The organism is Acidovorax sp. AC410 (genome assembly GCF_979253235.1).
The window spans coordinates 612,453-634,202 of sequence record NZ_CEEDCG010000001.1 but is presented as its reverse complement, the minus strand read 5'-3'; the positions used below and the strand labels follow the sequence as shown (position 1 = coordinate 634,202).

Sequence of the window (21,750 nt, the reverse complement as noted above, 5' to 3'; positions counted from 1 at the left end):
AGGCGCTCGGAACCCCCGTTGGCCCGGCAGGGGCAGATGCCACAATGCCCGCCTCAAGAACAACAGGGGGACACCATGGCAAAAACGTGGCCAGGCAGACTGGGGTGGGGTCTGGGAGGCGCCGTGCTGGCGGGGGCCGCCTACCTGGTCTGGTGGCCGGTGCCGATAGCACCCGTGGCCTGGAGCGCGCCGGCCGCGCCCGGCTACCAGGGCGTGCATGCGCCCAACCAGCGCCTGGCCGGGCTGCGGATGATTGACCTGAAAGGCGAGGTCGGCCCCGAGCACATCGCGCTGGGCAAGGACGGCAAGCTCTACACCACGGTGCTCAGCGGCAATATTTTGCGCATGAACCCGGATGGGTCGGACCAGCAGGTGTTCGCCAACACCGGCGGGCGCGTGCTGGGCTTCGATTTCGACGCCGCAGGCAACCTGGTCGCGGCCGATGCGGTCAAGGGCCTGCTGTCCATCGCCCCCGACGGCACGATCCGCCTGCTCACCGACCAGGTGGCCCCGGGCGACCCCATCCGCTACGCCGATGGCGTGGTGGTGGCCCAAAGCGGCAAGATGTACCTGAGCGACGCCTCCACCCGCTTTGCGCCCAGGGACTGGGGCGGCACCTTCGAGGCCAGCGTGCTCGACATCCTGGAGCAGGCCAGCACCGGCCGCGTGCTCGAATACGACCCTGCCACGCGCGCCACGCGGGTGGTGGCGCGGGGCATCAGCTTTGCCAACGGCGTGGCGCTGAGCCAGGACGAGAAGAGCCTGTTCGTCAACGAGACCGGCAAGTACCGGGTGTGGAAGATCGCCGTGGACGCGAACGACCTGGACATCGGCCAGCTCCCGGCGGGTGCGCAGGCGCAGGCCCGGGTGTTGCTGGACAACCTGCCCGGCTACCCCGACAACCTGATGCGCGGGCAGGACGGCCGGATCTGGCTGGGCTTTGCCAAGCCGCGCGGCGCCGCCATCGACAACATGGCCGGCAAGCCCTGGCTGCGCCGCCTCACGCTGCGCCTGCCGCGCGCGTTGTGGCCGATTCCGAAACCCTACGGCCATGTGATCGCGTTCACGGACGACGGCAAGGTCGTGGCCGATCTGCAGGATCCGGCGGGCGCCTATCCCGAAACCACGGCCATCACCGAGACCGCAGACCGGCTGTATGTGCAGAGCCTGCACGCGCACGGCCTGGGCTGGCTGCCCAAGGACATTCTCAAGGCGCCGTAGCCGGCCGCATCCTCAGCTGTGCATGAGCGTTTGCACCTCGGCACCAGTGTCCGTCCAGCCGAAGAACTTGCACACCTCGGCGCGCATGGCCAGCGTGTCCTCGCGGCCCAGGGCCATGAGCTCGCGCGTGTAGCCCGACTCGAACAGCAGGTAGCTGGCCAGGGCCGCGCCGCGCACGTCGGCCATGTTGGAGGTGACGCCCAGGGCGCCGAGCATGGCGCGCACGGGCGTGGGCAGGTTGCCCACGTGGCGCGCGGCCACGGCGTCCAGCCGCTGCGAGGGGGCGATCACCAAGAGCTCGATGGGGCGCAGCGCGCTCTTGGCGCGCACTTCGGGCGGGATCAGCGAGAGCGTCTGGTTCACGCGCTGCACGCGCTCCACGTCGACCGACAGTGCGTCGAGGAAGATATTGGACAGCGCATGCCCGGCGATCTGCGCCAGCGAGGGGTAGGTCGGCGTGGGGTTGGCCGAGGCATCGCCCTTGGGTTCGTGCATGCGGCCGGCGCCGACCACCAGGATGCGCTCGGCCCCCAGGTGGATGGCCGGCGCGATCGGGGCCGACTGGCGCATGGAGCCATCGCCAAAGAACTCCATGTGGTCCCCGATGCTGATGGCCTTGGCCGGGAACACGAAGGGAATCGCCGACGAGGCCAGCAGGTGCTCGTGCGTGATGCGGTCGCGCGCCGCCTTGCGCTGCGAGCGCACCCAGGGCTGCAGCGGGGCGTCGCTCTCGAAGAAGGTCACGTGCTCGCCCGAGCTGTAGCTCGACGCCGTGACGGCCAGGGCCTTGAGGTGGCCCTTTTTCAAAAGGCGCGGCAGGCGCACCAGCGGCACCATCTTGACCAGCAGTTTTTCGAGCGGCGCATTGTCCAGCAGCGAGCGTGGGCGCATGCGCCGCCAGCGCGCCAGGGCCCAGCCCAGCGACAGCAGCGAGAGCCAGCGCGCGCCGCTGCGCAGCACGCTCAGCGAGTCGGCCCGGTACACCTGCTGCGCATGGAAGTCGCGCCAGACGCGCGCGATGCGGCGCACGGCCCGGTCGAAGTTGTCGGCCCCGCAGGCCAGCGCCGCCGCATTGATGGCCCCGGCCGAGGTGCCGGTGATGATGGGAAAGGGGTTGGGTTCGTCGCCCGCACCACAGGCCAGGCGCAGGTCGGCAATGGCTTCGAGCACCCCCACCTGGTAGGCCGCCCGGGCGCCGCCGCCCGTCAGCAGAAGGCCCGTGGTGGGAGGGGCTGGCGGGGCGGGGCTGTCGGGTGGGTGCATCGGCGCGTGCGTGGGGGCTGTATCGACAGTGCCAAGTGTGCTGCGTTGCCGACAGCCCGCCACATGGGGAAACCCGCATGGCGGGCGGGCCGGGTCAGGCCTTTGCCAACAGCAGGGCGGCGACGCCCGAGCCCTGCAGCACGGTGATGCCGTTGTCGCGCGCGAAGAGGCGGGCGTTGTCGGAGAGCTGCCCCTGGGTCATCACATAGATCCCTGCCGAAGCCCCCTGCGCCTGCATGGCGGCCTGCAGTTCGCGCATCGGCTCGACGCCATGGGTGGCGGCCTTCCAGCGTTTGGCGCTGACCAGGGTGGCCTGGCCGCCCTTGGCCACGCGCAGGTCCACGGGGCCGGACCGGGGCTTTTCCACCGTGCAGCCATCGCGCACCCAGGCGGATTCCAGCGCGTCGGAAAACTGGCGCCAGGGCATGCTGTTCACGGCGTCCAGCATTTCCTCGACCTTGGCCGGGCTCGGCGCCCGGAGCTGGCGCCAGGCCGCAATGCAGCCCACCACGAAGATGGGCAGCGTGCCCACGGCGCCGACATAGGCGTACTCGCGCGGCAGCAGTGCGCCAGCGCCCAGGGCGATCACCCCCACCACCAGGAAGCTGACCCACCAGGGCGAGCGCAGCAGCACGGCAAACAGGGATTTCTCGGCCATCTTGAATTTCACGGGGGGCTTTCTGGAATCGGTGACAGAAGGGGGAAGACGTGCATTGTCCTGCACTTACCGGGGGCGGGGCCTCTTCGATAGACTACCCGTCCCACAGGAGTTAATTGCATGGCAGTCACCGAACAGGGCCTTCTGGCCGCACTTTCCAGCGTACAAGACCCGCATACGGGCAAGGACTATGTCAGCACGCGGGCGTTGCGCAACGTGCAGATCAGCGGCGGCGACGTGGCCTTCGACGTGGAGCTGGGCTACCCGGCCAAGAGCCTGGTGCCCGAGCTGCGCCGCAGCCTGGTGGCCGCAGCCAAGGGCGTGGCCGGGGTGGACAACGTCTCTGTCAACATCACCTCCAAGGTGGTGGCCCACGCCGTGCAGCGCGGCGTGCAACTGCTGCCCCAGGTGAAGAACATCATCGCCGTGGCATCGGGCAAGGGCGGCGTGGGCAAGAGCACCACCGCCGCCAACCTGGCCCTGGCGCTGGCGGCCGAGGGTGCCAGCGTCGGCGTGCTCGACGCCGACATCTACGGCCCGAGCCAGCCGATGATGCTGGGCATCAGCCGCCGCCCCGAGAGCGACGACGGCAAGACCATGGAGCCGCTGGAGAACTACGGCGTGCAGGTCATGTCCATCGGCTTCCTGATCGACCAGGATGAGGCCATGATCTGGCGCGGCCCCATGGCCACCCAGGCGCTGGAGCAGCTGCTGCGCCAGACCAACTGGAAGGACCTCGACTACCTCATCATCGACATGCCGCCCGGCACCGGCGACATCCAGCTCACGCTGTCGCAGCGCGTGCCCATGACGGGCGCGGTGATCGTCACCACGCCGCAGGATATCGCCCTGCTCGACGCCAAGAAGGGCATCAAGATGTTCGAGAAGGTGGGCGTGCCCATCCTGGGCATCGTCGAGAACATGGCCGTGCACGTGTGCAGCAACTGTGGCCACGTGGAGCACATCTTCGGCGCCGACGGCGGCAAGAAGATGGCGGCCGACTACGGCATGGACTACCTGGGCGCGCTGCCGCTGGACATGCAGATCCGCCTGCAGGCCGACAGCGGCAAGCCCACCGTGGTGGCCGACCCCGATGGCGACGTGGCGCAGATCTACAAGAAGGTGGCGCGCACCGTGGCTGTGAAGATCGCCCAGCAGTCCAAGGACTTCTCGTCCAAGTTCCCGACCATCGCGGTCAGCAAGGACACATGAACCGCCTTCGCTGGGAGTGGCTGCAGGCCGCCCGTGCGCCCGGCCGTGAAGGGGCTGCGCGCCGATGAACCTGCTGTCCGCCATGCGCTACCTCGTCTCGCTGGACGAGCACCGCCATTTCGGACGCGCAGCCCAGGCCTGCCACATCACGCAGCCAGCCCTGTCGAATGCGCTCAGGGCCCTGGAGGAGGAATTCGGCGTCGTCATCGTGCAGCGGGCGCGCAGCTACGTGGGCCTGACCCACGAGGGTGAGGCCGTGCTGGCCACGGCGCAGCGCATGCTGCGCGACAACGAGGTGCTGCGCCAGGAGCTGCGCAGCACCGAGATCGCGCCGCAGGGCCGCCTGCGCATGGCGTCCACGCCCACGGCGGTGCCCATCCTCTCGCGCTTTGCGGCCCTGCTGCAGGCGCGGCACCCGGGCATCCTGCCGGTCGTGCTGTCCATGAGCTCGCAGGAGCTCGAGCAGCGGCTCGAAGACCTGTCGCTGGACCTGGCGGTGGGCTACAGCGAGCGCATGCAGGCCAAGCGCGTGAACCTGCGCTCCTGGCCGCAGTGCAACGAGCACTACTACCTGCTGCGCCGCGCGCAGAGGCCCGACCCGGACCGCCTGCGCATCGGCGCCCCCGTGCGCTGGGAGGAGGCCGGCCAGTTGCCGCTATGCCTGCTCACCCCCGACATGCACAACCGCTTCATCATCGACGAGGCGCTGCGCGCAGCGGGCGCGCCAGTGCCGCCGGCCATCGAAACCAATTCGGTGCTGACCCTGGTGCTGTCCGTGCTCTCGGGTGAAGTCTGCAGCGTGCTGCCGGGCGCCATGGTGGCCGCCGCGCGCAGCGAGCGCGGCCTGGAGGCCCTGCCCCTGGTCGATCCCGACGTGCGCACCCCGATCGGCTTCATGACCCAGCGCGGCCCGCGCGTGTCCCGGGCGCTCGAAGCCGCGCTCGAACTGCTGGACCTGCCCGCCTGGCGCGAGCACGTGGCAGAGCACTGCGGCGAGTTGAAGTCTTAGCCAAATCCCCCGGGGGCGCATCCCCCAAGACGGACGGCCCAGCCCGGCGAGGCAATCCTTGCGCGGGGCTGTGGGTTGGGCAGTGCGGGCTGATTGCGCGACATATGCAATGCGCTGCATATGCGATCGATTTCCATTCGCGTTCATTCAACTGCTGAATCGCACCATGTGCCGATTCAATTTGACGCACCAGGGATCCTGTTCAGACACTCCGCTCGGCGCATTGACCTGCGTCAAAAAGAAAAGCGCTTGCGCAACATCACAGGAGAGAGAACATATGAATGCATCATCGGCAGGCACCGCGACCATGCCTGAGTCCTTCGCGGCTCCTGGTTTTCTGGACAAGGAGCGCATCATTGCGGGGCCTGGCTTCAATCGGTGGCTGGTGCCGCCGGCTGCCCTGGCGATCCACCTGTGTATCGGCATGGCCTATGGCTTCTCGGTCTTCTGGCTGCCCCTGTCCAAGGCACTGAGCACGGCGGGCGCGGGCGCGGCCTGCCCCAAGGACATGAGCTTCTTCGCCGAGCTGTTCGCCAGCGGCTGCGACTGGCGCGTGGCCACGCTGGGCTGGATGTACACCCTGTTCTTCGTCTTCCTGGGCTGCTCGGCCGCCATCTGGGGCGGCTGGCTGGAGCGTTCCGGCCCGCGCAAGGCCGGCGTGGTTTCAGCCGTGTGCTGGTGCGGCGGCATGCTGCTGTCGGCGCTGGGCATCCACTTGCACCAGTTCTGGCTCATGATCCTGGGCTCGGGCGTCATCGGGGGCATCGGGCTCGGGCTCGGCTACATCTCCCCCGTGTCCACGCTGATCAAGTGGTTCCCTGACCGGCGCGGCATGGCCACCGGCATGGCTATCATGGGCTTTGGCGGCGGCGCGATGATCGGCTCGCCCTTGGCCGTGGACCTGATGAAGAACTTCTCCAGCCCTACCGACGTGGGCGTGATGCAGACCTTCGTGGTCATGGCGCTGGTGTACTTCGTGTTCATGATGGCCGGTGCCCTGGGCTACCGCGTGCCGCCCACGGGCTGGAAGCCCGCCGGCTGGACGCCGCCACCCCCCTCGGCCAACGCCATGATCACCCAGCGCCATGTCCACGTGAAGCGCGTCTGGGGCATCCCCCAGTTCTGGCTGATCTGGGTGGTGCTGTGCATGAACGTGAGCGCCGGCATCGGCGTGATCGGCATGGCCTCGCCCATGCTGCAGGAGGTGTTCGGCGGCGGGCTGATCGGCGTGTCGCAGAAGTTCGGCGAGCTCGACAAGACGCAGTTGGCCGCCATCGCGGCCGTGGCCGGGGGCTTCACCGCCTTGCTGTCGCTGTTCAACATCGGCGGCCGCTTCTTCTGGGCCAGCCTGTCCGACAAGTTCGGCCGCAAGATGACCTACGTGATCTTCTTCGTGCTCGGCGCCCTGATGTACGCCAGCATCCCGAGCTCGGCCGGCGCGGGCAGCAAGCTGCTGTTCGTGGGCGCGTTCTGCGTGATCCTGTCGATGTACGGTGGCGGCTTCGCCACGGTGCCGGCCTACCTGGCCGACCTGTTCGGCACGCAGTTCGTGGGCGCCATCCATGGCCGCCTGCTCACCGCCTGGGCCACGGCCGGCATCCTGGGCCCGGTGGTGGTGAACTACATGCGCGAGTACCAACTGGGGCTGGGCCTGCCGCGCGAACAGGTGTACAACCAGACCATGTACATCCTGGTGGGCATGCTGGTCATTGGCCTCATTGCCAACCTCATGGTGCGCCCGCTGGCCGACAAATGGTTCATGAGCGACGCGGAACTGGCCCACGAGAAGAAGCTGGCCCACGAAAAGAGCGTGGCGGCCGAAGTCGGCGGCGGCCCCGGCAGCGGCGGCACGACCAGCCCGGCGGTGGTGGCCTTCGCCTGGCTTGCAGTGGGCCTGCCACTCATCTGGGGCATCTACAAGACCCTGGTGAGCGCCGCCAAGTTCTTCCAGTAGCAAACAAGCAGATGGCATGGGGCTGGAGGCGATCAAAAACGCCCCGGCCGCCATGTCCATGCCCCCTGCAGGGCAGGGGGGACGGGAACGCCCAGGGCGTGGCACAGTCCAACCGGCGGCGGCCCCGTCCAGGAGACCATGATGAAGCAAGAAAAAATCGAGTTCTACAAAGGCCCGGCCGGCGGCTGGGGCGCGCTCAACAGCGTCAAGAATGCGCTGCTGCGCCAGGACATCCCGATCAAGGGCGCCAGGACACTGCTCTCGGCCAACCAGCCCGACGGCTTCGACTGCCCGGGCTGCGCCTGGCCGGATCGCAACCACACCTCCACCTTCGAATTCTGCGAAAACGGTGTCAAGGCCGTGGCCGCTGAGGCCACCGCGCGGCGCGCAGGGCCCAGCCTGTTTGCCCAGTACACCGTGGCCGAACTGGCCGGGCAGAGCGATTTCTGGCTCGAGGATCAGGGCCGGCTCACCCAGCCCATGGCCTACCACGCGCCCAGCGACCAGTACCGCCCGATCTCGTGGGACGATGCCTTTGCGCTGATCGCGCGCCACCTGAACGCACTGCCCGATCCGAACCAGGCGATCTTCTACACCTCGGGCCGGGCCAGCAACGAGGCCGCCTTCCTGTACCAGCTGTTCGTGCGCCAGTACGGCACGAACAACTTCCCCGACTGCTCGAACATGTGCCACGAGCCCAGCGGCAGCGGCATGCGGCCGCAGATCGGCGTGGGCAAGGGCACGGTGACCCTGCACGACTTCGAGTGCGCCGACGCGATCTTCATCTTCGGCCAGAACCCGGGCACCAACCACCCGCGCATGCTCGGCGAGCTGCGCGAGGCGCACAAGCGCGGCGCGCGCATCGTGAGCTTCAACCCCCTGCGCGAGCGCGGGCTGGAGCGCTTTGCCGACCCACAGGACAAGCTGGAGATGGCCACCTTCGGCTCCACGCCCATCAGCACGCACTACTTCCAGTTGCGCGTGGGCGGCGACCTGCCGGCCGTCAAGGGCATGATGAAGCATGTGCTGGAGCAGGAGGACGCGCATGGCGGCGTGCTCGACCATGCCTTCATCGCCGAGCACACCACGGGCTTCGACGCCCTGGCGGCGGACCTGCGCGCGGAATCCTGGGAGCTGCTGGAGCAGGAGTCGGGCCTGACCGAGGCGCAGATGCGCTCCGCGGCCGACATCTACATCGGCGCCAAGAGCGTGATCGCCTGCTGGGGCATGGGCATCACCCAGCACAAGTATGCGGTGGCCACCATCCAGGGCATCGTCAGCCTGCTCATGATGCGCGGCAACATCGGCCGCGAGGGCGCGGGCCCCTGCCCGGTGCGCGGCCACAGCAACGTGCAGGGCGACCGCACCATGGGCATCTGGGAAAAGCCCCCGGCGGCGCTGCTGGACAGGCTGCGCGACGTGTTCGGCTTTGAGCCGCCGCGCGAGAACGGCGTGGACACGGTGGAGGCCATCCGCCACATGCTGGACGGCAAGGGCAAGGTGTTCTTCGCCCTGGGCGGCAACTTCGCCGCAGCCACCCCCGACACCTACGAGACCTGGAAGGCGCTGCAGCGCTGCGACCTCACGGTGCATGTGACCACCAAGCTCAACCGCAGCCACATCGTGCATGGCAAGGAGGCGCTGATCCTGCCCTGCCTGGGCCGCACGGAGATCGACGTGCAGGCCGGCGGCCCGCAGGGCGTGACGGTGGAGGACTCGATGAGCATGGTGCACATCTCGGTGGGTATCAACCCGCCGGCCTCCGAGCACCTGCTGTCCGAGCCGGCCATCGTGGCGCGGCTCGCTGCCGCCACGCTGGCCGGGCGCAGCAATGTGCCGTGGATGTGGCTGGTCGAGGACTATGCGCGCATCCGCGACCAGATCGAGAAGGTGTTCCCCGACTTCAAGGACTTCAACCAGCGCGTGGCGGTGCCCGGCGGGTTCCGGTTGCGCAACACGGCCAGCGAGCGCGTGTGGGCTACGGCCTCGGGCAAGGCCAGCTTCCACGCCCACGCCGTGCCGCGCGACACGCCCACGCACATCGCGCGCGAACGCTACAAGGATGCGGTGGTCTTCACGCTGCTGACCACGCGCTCGCACGACCAGTACAACACCACCATCTACGGCATGGACGACCGCTACCGCGGCGTCTACGGCCAGCGCCGCGTGGTGTTCATCAACGAGCAGGACATCCGCGCCCTGGGCATGCAGGACGGCGACTGGGTCGACATCCAGACCGTCTGGAGCGACGGCCAGGAGCGCCGGGCCGACCGCTTCAAGCTGGTGGCCTACGACATCCCGCGCGGCAACCTCGCGGCCTACTACCCGGAGACAAACCCCCTGGTGCCCCTGTCGGCCGTGGCCGACACGGCGGGCACGCCCACCTCCAAGTCCATCCCCGTGCTGCTGCTGCCGCATGTGACGGGCGGTGCGGCCCTGGCGGGCGCTGCCGTGCCGGCACAGGCCGAGGCGCCATGACCGCTGTGCAGGAAACCCTGGCCTGCGCCATCCTGCGTGTGCTGGCCGAAGAGTCCCGCGGCCTGGACGGGGCGGCTGCGCCCGGCGTGTCGCTGCCGCGCCTGGGCAAGCACCTGGGCCAGGGCGTGAGCGTGCTCCTGCGCGAACTCACGCTGATGAGCGATGCCGCCGTGGGCGGCCAGCGCGGCCCCGGCTGGGTGCGCGTGGACCAGGTGGGCGAGCGCTGGGTGGCCCACCTGACCGATGCCGGCCGCGCCGTGGCGCGGCACCTGCCGGCGGCGGGAGAGACCCCATGAGCGCGCAGCCGTTCTCGCTGCCCGACGATGAGCCCGATGCAGCGCTGGACCTGCCGGCGCTGGCCCAGCGGCCCGTGCGGGTGTTTGGCGAGGCGGGCGTGCCGCAGGACGGGGCCCTGCGCCTGGACACCCTGGCCGCGGAGATCCCCGTGGCACTGGTGTTCAACGGGGTCTCGCATGCGGTGATGATGGCCACGCCCGAGCACCTCGGTGATTTTGCGCTCGGCTTTGCGCTGAGCGAAGGCATCCTCGACCAGGCGCAGGACTGCCGGGGCAGCACTCTGCACCTGGCCGACGCCAGCGCGGCGCACTTGCCGCCCGGCGTGCCGGGCATCGAGGTGCACCTGGAGATTTCGGCGCGCAGCTTCGAGCGCCTCAAGGACCGGCGCCGCAGCATGGCCGGCCGCACGGGCTGCGGCGTCTGCGGGGTGGAGAGCTTTGCCGCGCTCGACCTGGCCCCCGAGCGCCTGCCGGCGCGTGACTGGATGGAGCGTGTGGACCTGCCCACCGTGCTGCGCGCCTTTGCCGACCTCAAGGCACTGCAGCCGCACAACGCGCAGTCAGGCTCGCTGCATGCCGCCGGCTGGGCCACGCTGGACGGGCGCCTGGCCCAGGTGTGCGAAGACGTGGGCCGGCACAACGCGCTGGACAAGCTCATCGGCTGGCTGTCGCGCAGCGCGCGCCTGGCCGAGCCCGGCTTTGTCGTGCTCAGCAGCCGGGGCAGCCACGAACTGGTGCGCAAGTGCGCCCGCGTAGGCATCTCGGCGCTGGCCACCATCTCGGCCCCTACCGCCACCGGCGTGCAGGTGGCCGAACTGGCCGGGCTGCGGCTGTGGGGCCTGTGCCGCGCGCCGCGTGCGGTGCTGTATGCGCCGGGGGCGCAAGCGGGGTAAAAACCCTGACCCTTGCCCGGCGCAGTACAGTCGGGCCATGTCTCTGCGCCCCACCATCGAAGTCGCCGTCATCATGCGCCGCGAGCGCCTGGACAACCGCTGGCAACCCTGGCGCTGGGTGCTGGACGACGTGGTGCCCGCAGAATCCGCCTTTGGCGATGTGCCGCGCCTGCTGCGCCAGGACGACAACCAGGCCCTGTGGCTGTTCCCGGGCTTTGCGGTCGAATTGTTCAAGGACGATGGCGAGGGCTACCACCTGAACCTGTCTGCCCCCGCGCCCTGCTGGTTCGTGCTGTGGCGCATGGACGAGGAGGGCACCGAACCCGAGCCGCTGGCCCGCCCCGTGGCCGTGAGCCTGAGCTACCACGACGCCGGCCGCTGGCTCGATGCGCAGGAGACGGTGGAGCAGGTGCCCGCCCCGCCAGCCGTGCTGCAGGCGCTGCAGGCCTTTGTCGACGAGCACTACGCGCCCGAACCCAAGCGCCGCCGGCGGCCCGACAGCTTCCAGTCGCTGACCGACCGCTTCGGCAACCCGGCATCGGTCTCCACCGACAAGCAGCGCGGCGGCCGGGGCGGCCCGCACCATGGCTGACGGTTTTCTCTCGCGCTGGTCGCGCCGCAAGCAGGAGGTGGCTGCGGGCAGGCCCGTGCAGGAGCCGGAGCCATCGCCCCCAGCAGAGGTCTTGCCATCCGCCGCCGCCATGCCTGCCGCAGAGCCGGTGGCCGTGCCTGCCGCCGCTGAGCCAGAGCTGCCCACGCTGGCCGATGCGCAGGTCCTGACGCCCGAGTCCGACTTCAAGCCCTTCATGGGCCGCGGCGTGGCGCCCGATGTGCGCAACACGGCCATGAAGAAGCTGTTTGCCGACCCGCATTTCAATGCCATGGACGGGCTGGACATCTACACGGGCGACTACTCCAAGCCCGACCCGCTGCCCGAAGGCATGCTGCGCCAGATGGCGAGCGCCCATTTCATGGGCTTCTTCGACCACGAAAAGGAGGCGGCCGGTGAGGCCGTGCCAGAGGCCGCGCAGGCAATGGCCCCCGATGGCACTCAGCCTCGGGATGATGCGGAGACGCCGGCGCTGCCAGACGTGGCACAGTCCGAGGTATGCACCGCCATTCCTAGCTCGCCAGTACTGGCCGCAACGCCCCCGGAAGGGGACGCAGCGGCCAGGGTAGCCAGCCACACCGAACATGACCACGCTGATCTGCGACTGCAACCAGACAATGCCCCTCGACGCGAAGGCGTTGGGCGCGGCCCTGCATGAGGAACTGACCCTCCATTCCACGCTGTGCCGGCGCGAGGCCGGCGCCTTCCAGGGGGCCATCCGCACCGGCCAGGAAGTCGTGGTGGCCTGCACCCAGGAACAGCGCCTGTTCGGCGAGCTCGGCACGCAGACCGAAGGCGCGGTCTCGCCGATCCGCTTCGTGAACATCCGCGAAACCGCAGGCTGGAGCCGCGATGCCCGCGATGCCGGCCCCAAGATCGCCGCGCTGCTGGCCGCTGCCCGCCTGCCCGAGCCACCACCGGTGGCCACCGTCAGCTACAAGAGCGCCGGGCGCCTGCTGGTTATCGGCCCGCTCGATGCCGCCGAGCAGGTCGCGGCCCTGGTGGCCGACGTGCTCGACGTGACCCTGTTCGCGCAGGGCCCAGGCCCTGCGGGCGGCGCCCAGGCGCGGCGCTTTCCCGTGCTCGGGGGGCGCCTCACCGGGCTCACCGGCTGGCTCGGGGCCTTCGATGTGCAGTGGTCCGCCGACAACCCCATCGACCTGGACCTGTGTACGCGCTGCAATGCCTGCATCGTGGCCTGCCCCGAGAACGCCATCGGCCTGGATTACCAGGTGAACCTGTCCGCCTGCGATGCGAACCGCGCCTGCGTGCGGGCCTGCCAGGTGGCCGGCGCCATCGACTTCGGCCGCGAGGCCAGCGCGCAGCAGGAGCGCTTCGACCTGGTGCTGGACCTGCGCCCGGCCACCGCCGAGCCCGGCTTCGCGCAGCATGCGCCGCCGCAGGGTTATTTCCGCTCCGACGGGCGCGACATGGCCGTGTTGCTCAAGCTGCGCGAGATGGTGGGCGAATTCGACAAGCCCCGCTTCTTTGCCTACAAGCAAAAGCTCTGCGCCCACAGCCGCAACGAGACCGTGGGCTGCAATGCCTGCATCGAGATCTGCTCGGCCGAGGCCATTTCGAGCGACAAGTCCCGCCAGCAGATCAAGGTCAACCCCCACCTGTGCGTGGGCTGCGGCGCATGCAGCACGGTGTGCCCCACCGGGGCGCTGTCCTTTGCCTACCCGGGTGCCACGGAGCAGGGCGCGCGCTTCAAGGCCCTGCTGTCCACCTACGCGGCCGCAGGCGGGCAGAATGCCGTGCTGCTGCTGCACAGCCAGGAGCGCGGTCAGGCGCTCATCGAAGAACTGGGCCGCGCCGCCCAGTTGCGGCGCGCCCAGGGTGTGCCGGCCCATGTGATCCCGGTGTCGCTGTGGCACACCGCCAGCACCGGCGTGGACCTGTGGCTCAGCGCGCTGGCCTATGGCGCATCGCAGGTGGTGGTGCTGGCCGCGCACGAGGAGGCGCCCCAGTACCTGGATGGTGTGCAGGCGCAGATGGACGTGGCCCAGGCCATCCTGCATGGGCTGGGCTACACCGGCAGCCACCTGCGGCTGCTGCGCGCGGGCGATGTGGCGGCGCTCGATGCCGCCCTGCAGTCGCTGCGCAACACCCGCCAGGTGCTGCCGCCGGTGGTGGCGCGCCATGGCGTGGCCCAGGAAAAGCGCGCCACGCTGGAGATGGCGCTGGACCATTTCATCGCCCATGCGCCACTGCTGAAAGAGGGGCTGCCCGAGGCCATCGCGCTGCCGGCAGCCGCCGCGCCGCTCGGGTCCATCACGGTCGACAAGAACCGCTGCACCCTGTGCCTGAGCTGCGTGAGCGCCTGCCCGGCCGGCGCCCTGCAGGACAACCCGCAACTGCCCCAGCTGCGCTTCCTCGAAAAGAACTGTGTGCAGTGCGGCCTGTGCGCGACCACCTGCCCCGAGGACGCCATCGCCCTGCAGCCGCGCCTGCTGCTCACGCCCGAACGCGCGCAGCTGCGCGTGCTGGCCGAAACCCAGCCCTGGGCCTGTGTGCGCTGCAGCAAGCCGTTTGGCACATTCAAGGCCATCGAGGCCATGCTGGAGCGGCTTTCGGGCCACGCCATGTTCCAGGGCGAAGCGCTGGAGCGCCTCAAGATGTGCAGTGACTGCCGCGTGATCGACCTGTATTCTTCCCAAAGCGAAGCGAAAGTGACGGACCTGTGAGCGCCACCGCCCCCCTGACCATGCCGGGCAGCGCCGCCCTCGACGAGGAAACCGCGCGCGCCGAACTCTATGGCCTGCTGGCCCAGCTGTACTACAGCGCGCCGGCCCCCGAACTGCTGGCCTTGCTGCGTGTGGCCGTGACCGAGGCCCCTGCGCAAGGCGGCCTGCTTGAGGAGCCCTGGCAGCAGTTGGTGGGCCTTGCCCGTGCGCGGGACGACGCGGCCATCGCCGCCGAGTTCGAGCGCCTGTTCGGCGGCGTAGGCAAGCCCGAGGTCTTTTTGTACGGCTCGCACTACCTGAGCGGCTTTCTCAACGAGAAGCCGCTGGCGCGCCTGCGCAGCGACCTGGATGCCCTGGGCCTGGCGCGCAGCCAGGCCATGCCCGAGACCGAGGACCACCTGGCCTACCTGTGCGAGGCCATGCGCTACCTGATCGCCGGCGACGACATGGCGGTGTGCAACCTTACGACACAACGGGACTTTTTTGCCGCCCATGTGCAGCCCTGGATACCCGCCCTGTGCGACGTGCTGGAGGCCCACCCCGCCGCCCCCTTCTATGGCGCGCTGGCCCGCTTCACACGGGCTTTCGTGGCTGTGGAAACCCAGGGTTTCGACATGCTGGAGTGAGCCGGTGCGAGCAACTGCGAAGGGTTGCCAAACCCGAGTGATGTGCTATGGGGTGGCCATACCCGATTGCAGTGGGCCAGACACTCGCATAGACTGTATGAACGACATTGCATAGCCGCAAGCCCTCCTGGAGACAATGATGCAGGACAGCCAGCCCCAACCTTCTCGCCGCCGGTTCTTTGCAGGTGCAGCCACTGCGGGGGCTGCTGCCGCTGCTGTAGCGGCCTTGCCGCACATCGCAGCGCCCGATGCCACTGCCGTGGCCGAGCCGGTACCGGCACCGCCCGAGCGCGGTGGCGGCTACCGCCTCTCGGCGCATGTCCAGCAGTATTACAAAACCACCCAACTCTGACCGCGGGGCGCACCATGTTGCTCACCAAGAAGTCTTCCCACGCCCGGGAGGGCGCTGCGGCCACCTCCCCGTCCTCCCCCTTCGTCCACAGCCTGCAGCGCGGCCTGGCCAAGGCCCTGCCCACCATGGACCGGCGTGCCTTCCTGCGCCGCTCGGGCCTGGGCGTCGGCGTGGGCATCGCCGCCTCGCAACTCACCCTGGTCAAGAAGTCCAGCGCCGCCGAGGGCGCCAAGGTCGGCCTGGGCGACAGCAAGATCGAGGTGCGGCGCACCATCTGCACCCACTGCTCGGTCGGCTGCGCGGTGGATGCCGTGGTCGAGAACGGCGTCTGGGTGCGCCAGGAGCCGGTGTTCGACTCGCCCATCAACCTGGGCGCGCACTGCGCCAAGGGCGCGGCGCTGCGCGAGCATGGCCACGGCGAGTACCGCCTGCGCTACCCGATGAAACTGGTCAACGGCAAGTACGAGCGCATCAGTTGGGACACGGCGCTCACCGAGATCACGGCCCGCATGCAGGACCTGCGCAAGGCCAGCGGGCCCGACAGCGTGTACTTCGTGGGCTCGTCCAAGCACAACAATGAGCAGGCCTACCTGCTGCGCAAGTTTGTGAGTTTCTGGGGCACCAACAACTGCGACCACCAGGCCCGCATCTGCCACTCCACCACGGTGGCCGGGGTGGCCAACACCTGGGGCTACGGGGCCATGACGAATTCGTACAACGACATGCAGAACAGCAAGGTCGCCATGTACATCGGCTCCAACGCGGCCGAGGCCCACCCGGTGAGCATGCTGCACATGCTGCACGCCAAGGAGACCGGCTGCAAGATGATCGTGGTGGACCCGCGCTTCACCCGCACGGCGGCCAAGGCCGATGAGTTCGTGCGCATCCGTTCGGGGTCCGACATTCCCTTCCTGTTCGGCTTGCTGTACCACATCTTCAAGAACGGCTGGGAGGACAAGCAGTACATCAACGACCGTGTCTACGGCATGGACAAGGTGCGCGAGGAGATTCTGGCCAAGTGGACGCCCGACAAGGTCGAGGAGGCCTGCGGCGTCAAGGAAGAGCAGGTGTTCAAGGTGGCGAGCATGCTCAACGCCCACCGCCCCGGCACCGTGGTGTGGTGCATGGGGCAGACGCAGCACACCATCGGCAACGCCATCGTGCGCGCCTCGTGCATCCTGCAGCTGGCGCTGGGCAACGTGGGCAAGTCCGGCGGCGGCACCAACATCTTCCGCGGGCACGACAACGTGCAGGGCGCCACCGACGTGGGCCCCAATCCCGACTCGCTGCCCGGCTACTACGGCATTGCCGAAGGGGCCTGGAAGCATTTCGCGGCGGTCTGGGGCGTGGACTTCGAGTGGATCAAGGGCCGGTATTCGAGCCCGGCCATGATGACCAAGTCGGGCCTCACGGTCTCGCGCTGGATCGATGGCGTGCTCGAGAAGAACGAGCTGATCGACCAGGACGCCAACCTGCGCGGCGTGTTCTTCTGGGGCCATGCGCCCAACTCCCAGACCCGGGGCCTGGAAATGAAGCGCGCCATGGACAAGCTCGACCTGCTCGTCGTGGTCGATCCCTACCCCTCGGCCACGGCGGCCATGGCGGCCATGCCCGGCAGGGCCGAGGACCTGAATCCGAACCGAGCGGTTTACCTGCTGCCTGCGGCCACGCAATTCGAAACCAGCGGTTCGTGTACCGCGTCCAACCGCTCGCTGCAATGGCGCGAGAAGGTGATCGAGCCGTTGTGGGAAAGCCGCTCCGACCACATGATCATGTACCAGTTCGCGCAGAAGCTGGGCTTCGACAAGGAGCTGGCCAAGAACTACAAGCTGCAGAAGGTGCAGGGCATGGACGAGCCCGTGATCGAGGACATCCTGCGCGAGATCAACCGCAGCGTCTGGACCATCGGCTACACCGGCCAGAGCCCCGAGCGCCTGAAGGCCCACATGAAGAACATGCACCTGTTCGACGTGAAGACCTTGAAGGCCAAGGGCGGCAAGGACAAGGAGACCGGCTACGACTTCACGGGCGACTACTTCGGCCTGCCCTGGCCGTGCTACGGCACGCCCGAGCTCAAGCACCCCGGATCGTCCAATCTCTATGACAATTCCAAACATGTCATGGATGGCGGCGGGTGCTTTCGCGCCAACTTCGGCGTGGAAAAGGACGGCCAGAACCTGCTGGCCGAAGACGGCTCGTACTCGCTGGGCTCCGACATCACCACCGGCTACCCCGAGTTCGACCATGTGCTGCTCAAGAAGCTGGGCTGGTGGGACGAACTGACCGACGCCGAGAAGAAGGCCGCCGAGGGCAAGAACTGGAAGACCGACCCCACGGGCGCCATCATCCGCGTGACCATGAAGAACCATGGCTGCCACCCCTTCGGCAACGCCAAGGCGCGTGCCGTGGTGTGGAACTTCCCCGATGCCATCCCGCAGCACCGCGAGCCGCTGTACGGTACCCGGCCCGACCTGATGGCCAAGTACCCCACGCACGACGACAAGAAGGCCTTCTGGCGCCTGCCCACGCTCTACAAGAGCGTGCAGGACAAGAACATCGCCGACAAGGTACACGAGAAGTTCCCGCTGATCCTGACCTCGGGCCGGCTGGTCGAGTACGAGGGTGGCGGCGAGGAGACCCGCTCCAACCCCTGGCTGGCCGAGCTGCAGCAGGAGTCCTTTGTGGAGATCAACCCCAAGACCGCTGGCGAGCGCGGCGTTCGCAACGGCGAACGGGTGTGGCTCAGCTCGCCCACGGGCGCCCGCATCAATGTGCAGGCGATGGTGACCGAGCGCGTGGCGCCCGATACCGTGTGGATGCCGTTCCACTTCTCGGGCCACTGGCAGGGCGCGGACATGCTGGCCTACTACCCCAAGGGCGCGGCCCCGGTCGTGCGCGGCGAGGCCGTGAACACGGCCACCACCTATGGCTACGACAGCGTGACCATGATGCAGGAAACCAAGACCACGATCTGCAACGTGGAACGCGCGTGAGCACGCAGCAGCAGCGACCAGGAGATACCCCATGGCACGAATGAAATTCATCTGCGATGCAGAGCGCTGCATCGAATGCAACGGCTGCGTCACCGCCTGCAAGAACGAGCACGAGGTGCCCTGGGGCGTGAACCGCCGCCGCGTGGTCACGCTCAACGACGGCGTGCCGGGCGAGAAATCCATCTCGGTGGCCTGCATGCACTGCAGCGATGCGCCCTGCATGGCCGTGTGCCCCGTGAACTGCTTTTACCGCACCGACGAAGGCGTGGTGCTGCACGACAAGGACGTCTGCATCGGTTGCGGCTACTGCAGCTATGCCTGCCCGTTCGGCGCCCCCCAGTTCCCCTCGCAGGGCACCTTCGGCGTGCGCGGCAAGATGGACAAGTGCACCTTCTGCGCCGGCGGCCCCGAGACCCACGGCAGCCAGGCCGAGTTCGACAAGTACGGCCGCAACCGCCTGGCCGAGGGCAAGCTGCCGGCCTGCGCCGAGATGTGCTCCACCAAGGCCTTGCTGGCCGGCGATGGCGACGTGGTGGCAGACATCTTTCGCAACCGCGTGGTGCAGCGCGGCAAGGGTGCCGAGGTCTGGGGTTGGGGCACGGCCTACGGCTCCAAGCAGGCCGGCCAACCCACGCCGGGAGCCAAGTCATGACCGGGCGCGGCGCGCTGATTCTGGGGGCCGCCTGCGGGCTGCTGGCGCTGGCGGCCTGCACCGAGAAGCCGCAGACCGGCGGCGGCGTGCGCATCGATGCGCCGCCCTATGCCGGCACGGGCAGCCAGTTCACGCAGCCCGGCTGGAAGGCCGGCGACAAGGCCGGCTGGGAGCAGCAGCTCAAGGCGCGCCAGCAGTACGGCCAGAACGAATACACCCGTAGCACCCGCTAGAGCGAGGCCTGCCATGAAAACCATCCTGTGCAGCATGGCCCTGTGTGCCGGACTGGCCTGGGGCACCGCGGCAGCCCAGGCGCCGGCCGGCGCCGGTGCCGCAGCGCCGGCGGCCTCCGCCGCCGCTCCGGCAGCAGCGGCGCCCGCAGTCGGCGGCATCCAGGGCCAGAACATCTTCCAGGTCAAGCCCGATGCCAGCGAAGAGCCGGGCTACGCCCAGCAGACCAACGGCGAGCGCGCCAAGGTGCAGCCGGGCAACAACGCACCGATGTGGCGCCAGGTGGGCGAGGGCGTCACGGGCTACAGCAGCCTGCCCAAGAGCCAGGCGCCCGAGGCCGGCAACCTGATCCAGCCCTTCGTGCAGTACCCAGGCTCGCGCGTGACCAACGCGGGCGAGGCCTGGCGCCAGGTGCGCAACCAGTGGATCATTCCCTACGGTGGCTCGCTGCTGCTCATCGTGGCGGGCGCCATCGCGCTGTTCTACTGGCGCAAGGGCACGATGCAGCTGCACGGCGCCGAGACGGGCCGCAAGATCGAGCGCTTCACGCCGTTCGAGCGCTCCGCCCACTGGGCCAACGCCATCGCCTTCGTGGCGCTGGCCATCTCGGGCCTGGTGATGGCCTTCGGCAAGTTCTTCCTGCTGCCCATCCTGGGTGGCACGCTGTTCGGCTGGCTGGCCTATGCCCTCAAGAACCTGCACAACTTCGCCGGTCCGCTGTTTGCGGTGTCGCTGGTCATCGTGTTCCTCACCTTCCTCAAGGACAACTTCCCGCGCCGCGGCGATCTCACCTGGCTGCTCAAGGGCGGCGGCATGCTCTCGGGCAAGGAGGTGCCCTCGCACCGCTTCAATGCCGGCGAGAAGCTGATCTTCTGGGGCGGGGTGCTGTTCCTGGGCGCCATCGTCGTGGCCTCGGGCCTGGTGCTGGACAAGCTCATCCCCGGGCTCATCTACGAGCGCGGCACCATGCAGATCGCGCACATGGTCCACGCCGTGGCCACGGTGGTGATGATGGTGATGTTCATGGGCCACATCTACCTGGGCACCATCGGCATGCAGGGCGCCTACAAGGCCATGAGGACCGGCTACGTGGACGAAACCTGGGCCAGGGAGCACCACGCGCTCTGGTACGAGGACATCCAGGCCGGCAAGATCCCATCGCAACGCAGCAGCAGTGCCGAGCCCACGGGCGAGGCCGCTGCCGCCAAGCCCCTCCAGGCATGAGGTCCACCATGACGATGCACCCCTTCCTTCGCCCATCGCTGCTGGCCCTGTGCGCTGCCTGCGCCTGCAGTGCCGCCCTGGCCAAATTGCCGCCACCCCCGCCCGAGGCAGCCGCCAAGGCGGCCGAAGCCGCTGCCAAGGCCGCCTGGGCTGGCAAGGTGGACAACTACAAGCTGTGCCAGTCGCAGGACCGGGTCGCGGCCCACTACCGCAAGACCAACACCTCGGCAAAGCCTGCTGCCGCTGCGGCAGCCGCCTGTGCGGACCCCGGCCCCTTCGCCTACACGCCACCCGAAGCCAAGCCCATCGAGGCGGCGGGGGCGCACTCGCCACCGGGCACGGCCAGCAGCCCGCCCAGTACCAAGACCCCCGCCGCCGCCGCCGCTTCGGCGCCCAAGTCCTGAGCCCGCGCCGGCGCGGGCAGCGAGCCTCCCGCTGTGCCCTGCGGGGATGGGGTACGCTGTGCCCATGAGCACGACGCCCCTGCCTGCCACCGACTTTCGCCTGCCGCTCCTGACCCAGGCGCAGGCGCCGCTGACCCACCGCGTCGAGGTGGTCAACGAGCATGGCGAGCGCGAACAGCTGTCCATCCCCGCCGAGCGGCCGCTGACCGTGTATGTCGACAACCGCGAGCTGGTCACGCTGATGACGCTGGGCGCCCACCCCGAACTGCTTGTGCTGGGCTACCTGCGCAACCAGCGCCTGGTGGAGTCGGTGCAGGACATCGAGTCGATCACGGTGGACTGGGAGGTCAATGCCGCCGCCGTGCGCACGCGCCACGGCATCGCGCGCATCGAGGAGCGCACGGCCAGCAAGGTGGTCACCACCGGCTGTGGCCAGGGCAGCGTCTTCGGCGGCCTGATGGACGAGGTGGACCGCATCGTGCTGCCCGAGGCGCGGCTCACCCAGGGCCAGCTGTACGGCATCGTCAACGCCATCCGCCTCAAGGAGAGCACCTACAAGTCGGCCGGCTCGGTGCATGGCTGCGCGCTGTTCCAGGGCGAGGAGCTGCTGGTCTTCGTCGAGGACGTGGGCCGCCACAATGCCATCGACACCATCGCGGGGTGGATGTGGATGGCCGCCGGGGACGTGGCGCCGATGGCGGGTGCCGACAAGGTGTTCTACACCACGGGCCGGCTGACCAGCGAGATGGTCATCAAGTCCGCCCAGATGGGCGTGCCCATCGTGGTCTCGCGCAGCGGCATGACGCAGATGGGGCATGCCGTGGCCGAGCAACTGGGCCTGTGCGCCATCGGCCGCGCCACCAACCGGCGCTTCGTCTGCTACAGCGGCGTGCAGCGGCTGGTGCTGCAGCCCGAGCTGGCGCAGTCCCCGGCGGTGGTCCCGGGCGTGCAAGCCAGCCGGGTGGAGCCGGACACCGCATCCTGACA

General features: G+C 68.8%; 20 protein-coding genes. 18 read left to right on the top strand and 2 right to left on the bottom strand.

Annotated features, from left to right (window positions below; genetic code table 11):
• Positions 1-75 precede the first annotated feature (75 nt).
• Positions 76-1,221, top strand: a complete 1,146-nt coding sequence (locus tag AC0IZS_RS02810; protein WP_471634251.1) for an SMP-30/gluconolactonase/LRE family protein — start codon at positions 76-78, stop codon at positions 1,219-1,221.
• Between the two features lie 12 nt (positions 1,222-1,233).
• Here AC0IZS_RS02810 and AC0IZS_RS02805 read toward each other — a convergent pair whose 3' ends face one another.
• Both AC0IZS_RS02805 and AC0IZS_RS02800 read right to left on the bottom strand, forming a co-directional pair.
• Positions 1,234-2,484 carry a patatin-like phospholipase family protein gene (locus AC0IZS_RS02805; protein ID WP_471634250.1) on the bottom strand — a complete coding sequence of 417 codons (1,251 nt, stop codon included), beginning with the start codon at positions 2,482-2,484 and terminating at the stop codon, positions 1,234-1,236.
• Between the two features lie 94 nt (positions 2,485-2,578).
• Positions 2,579-3,154 carry a restriction endonuclease gene (locus AC0IZS_RS02800; protein ID WP_471634249.1) on the bottom strand — a complete coding sequence of 192 codons (576 nt, stop codon included), beginning with the start codon at positions 3,152-3,154 and terminating at the stop codon, positions 2,579-2,581.
• Positions 3,155-3,262: 108 nt separating this feature from the next.
• Here AC0IZS_RS02800 and apbC point away from each other — a divergent pair, with 108 nt between their 5' ends.
• The 17 genes from apbC (at position 3,263) to AC0IZS_RS02715 (ending at position 21,748) form a co-directional block, all read left to right on the top strand.
• Positions 3,263-4,354, top strand: a complete 1,092-nt coding sequence (gene apbC, locus AC0IZS_RS02795) for an iron-sulfur cluster carrier protein ApbC (protein ID WP_322596826.1) — start codon at positions 3,263-3,265, stop codon at positions 4,352-4,354.
• Positions 4,355-4,418: 64 nt separating this feature from the next.
• Positions 4,419-5,363 carry a LysR substrate-binding domain-containing protein gene (locus tag AC0IZS_RS02790; RefSeq protein ID WP_471634248.1) on the top strand — a complete coding sequence of 315 codons (945 nt, stop codon included), beginning with the start codon at positions 4,419-4,421 and terminating at the stop codon, positions 5,361-5,363.
• Positions 5,364-5,640: 277 nt separating this feature from the next.
• Positions 5,641-7,317 carry an OFA family MFS transporter gene (locus tag AC0IZS_RS02785; protein WP_471634247.1) on the top strand — a complete coding sequence of 559 codons (1,677 nt, stop codon included), beginning with the start codon at positions 5,641-5,643 and terminating at the stop codon, positions 7,315-7,317.
• A 141-nt stretch (positions 7,318-7,458) separates the two neighbouring features.
• Positions 7,459-9,795 carry an FdhF/YdeP family oxidoreductase gene (locus tag AC0IZS_RS02780; protein WP_471634246.1) on the top strand — a complete coding sequence of 779 codons (2,337 nt, stop codon included), beginning with the start codon at positions 7,459-7,461 and terminating at the stop codon, positions 9,793-9,795.
• A complete protein-coding gene (locus tag AC0IZS_RS02775) occupies positions 9,792-10,091 on the top strand; it encodes a hypothetical protein (protein ID WP_471634245.1) in 300 nt (99 codons plus the stop codon). The genes AC0IZS_RS02780 and AC0IZS_RS02775 overlap by 4 nt, the downstream gene beginning before the upstream one ends.
• The gene (gene fdhD, locus AC0IZS_RS02770; RefSeq protein WP_471634244.1) at positions 10,088-10,984 is read left to right on the top strand and encodes a formate dehydrogenase accessory sulfurtransferase FdhD; all 897 of its coding nucleotides are present in this window, start codon (positions 10,088-10,090) and stop codon (positions 10,982-10,984) included. Before AC0IZS_RS02775 ends, fdhD begins: the two co-directional genes overlap by 4 nt.
• 37 nt (positions 10,985-11,021) lie before the next feature.
• Positions 11,022-11,576 (top strand): DUF3305 domain-containing protein, encoded by a 555-nt coding sequence (locus AC0IZS_RS02765; RefSeq protein ID WP_471634243.1) that lies wholly within the window; start codon positions 11,022-11,024, stop codon positions 11,574-11,576.
• The gene (locus AC0IZS_RS02760) at positions 11,569-12,252 is read left to right on the top strand and encodes a DUF3306 domain-containing protein (RefSeq protein WP_471634242.1); all 684 of its coding nucleotides are present in this window, start codon (positions 11,569-11,571) and stop codon (positions 12,250-12,252) included. Before AC0IZS_RS02765 ends, AC0IZS_RS02760 begins: the two co-directional genes overlap by 8 nt.
• Entirely contained in the window at positions 12,212-14,281 is a 2,070-nt protein-coding gene (locus tag AC0IZS_RS02755) for a 4Fe-4S binding protein (protein ID WP_471639457.1), read from the top strand. The genes AC0IZS_RS02760 and AC0IZS_RS02755 overlap by 41 nt, the downstream gene beginning before the upstream one ends.
• Positions 14,282-14,301: 20 nt before the next feature.
• Positions 14,302-14,907 (top strand): TorD/DmsD family molecular chaperone, encoded by a 606-nt coding sequence (locus tag AC0IZS_RS02750; protein ID WP_471639456.1) that lies wholly within the window; start codon positions 14,302-14,304, stop codon positions 14,905-14,907.
• Positions 14,908-15,046: 139 nt separating this feature from the next.
• Positions 15,047-15,259: a formate dehydrogenase gene (locus AC0IZS_RS02745; protein WP_145695590.1), complete on the top strand. Its 213-nt coding sequence runs from the start codon at positions 15,047-15,049 to the stop codon at positions 15,257-15,259.
• Positions 15,260-15,273: 14 nt separating this feature from the next.
• Positions 15,274-18,252 carry a formate dehydrogenase subunit alpha gene (locus AC0IZS_RS02740; RefSeq protein WP_471634241.1) on the top strand — a complete coding sequence of 993 codons (2,979 nt, stop codon included), beginning with the start codon at positions 15,274-15,276 and terminating at the stop codon, positions 18,250-18,252.
• Positions 18,253-18,283: 31 nt separating this feature from the next.
• Positions 18,284-18,904 carry a formate dehydrogenase FDH3 subunit beta gene (gene fdh3B, locus AC0IZS_RS02735; RefSeq protein ID WP_007861300.1) on the top strand — a complete coding sequence of 207 codons (621 nt, stop codon included), beginning with the start codon at positions 18,284-18,286 and terminating at the stop codon, positions 18,902-18,904.
• Complete coding sequence (locus AC0IZS_RS02730) at positions 18,901-19,137, top strand: hypothetical protein (RefSeq protein ID WP_471634240.1); 237 nt, start codon at positions 18,901-18,903, stop codon at positions 19,135-19,137. Before fdh3B ends, AC0IZS_RS02730 begins: the two co-directional genes overlap by 4 nt.
• A gap of 13 nt (positions 19,138-19,150) precedes the next feature.
• Positions 19,151-20,359, top strand: coding sequence for a formate dehydrogenase subunit gamma (locus AC0IZS_RS02725; protein ID WP_471634239.1), 1,209 nt, complete (start codon positions 19,151-19,153; stop codon positions 20,357-20,359).
• A 14-nt stretch (positions 20,360-20,373) separates the two neighbouring features.
• On the top strand, positions 20,374-20,763 hold the full coding sequence (locus AC0IZS_RS02720; protein WP_471639455.1) for a hypothetical protein: 390 nt from the start codon (positions 20,374-20,376) through the stop codon (positions 20,761-20,763).
• Positions 20,764-20,827: 64 nt separating this feature from the next.
• Entirely contained in the window at positions 20,828-21,748 is a 921-nt protein-coding gene (locus AC0IZS_RS02715; RefSeq protein WP_471634238.1) for a formate dehydrogenase accessory sulfurtransferase FdhD, read from the top strand.
• Positions 21,749-21,750: the final 2 nt, after the last annotated feature.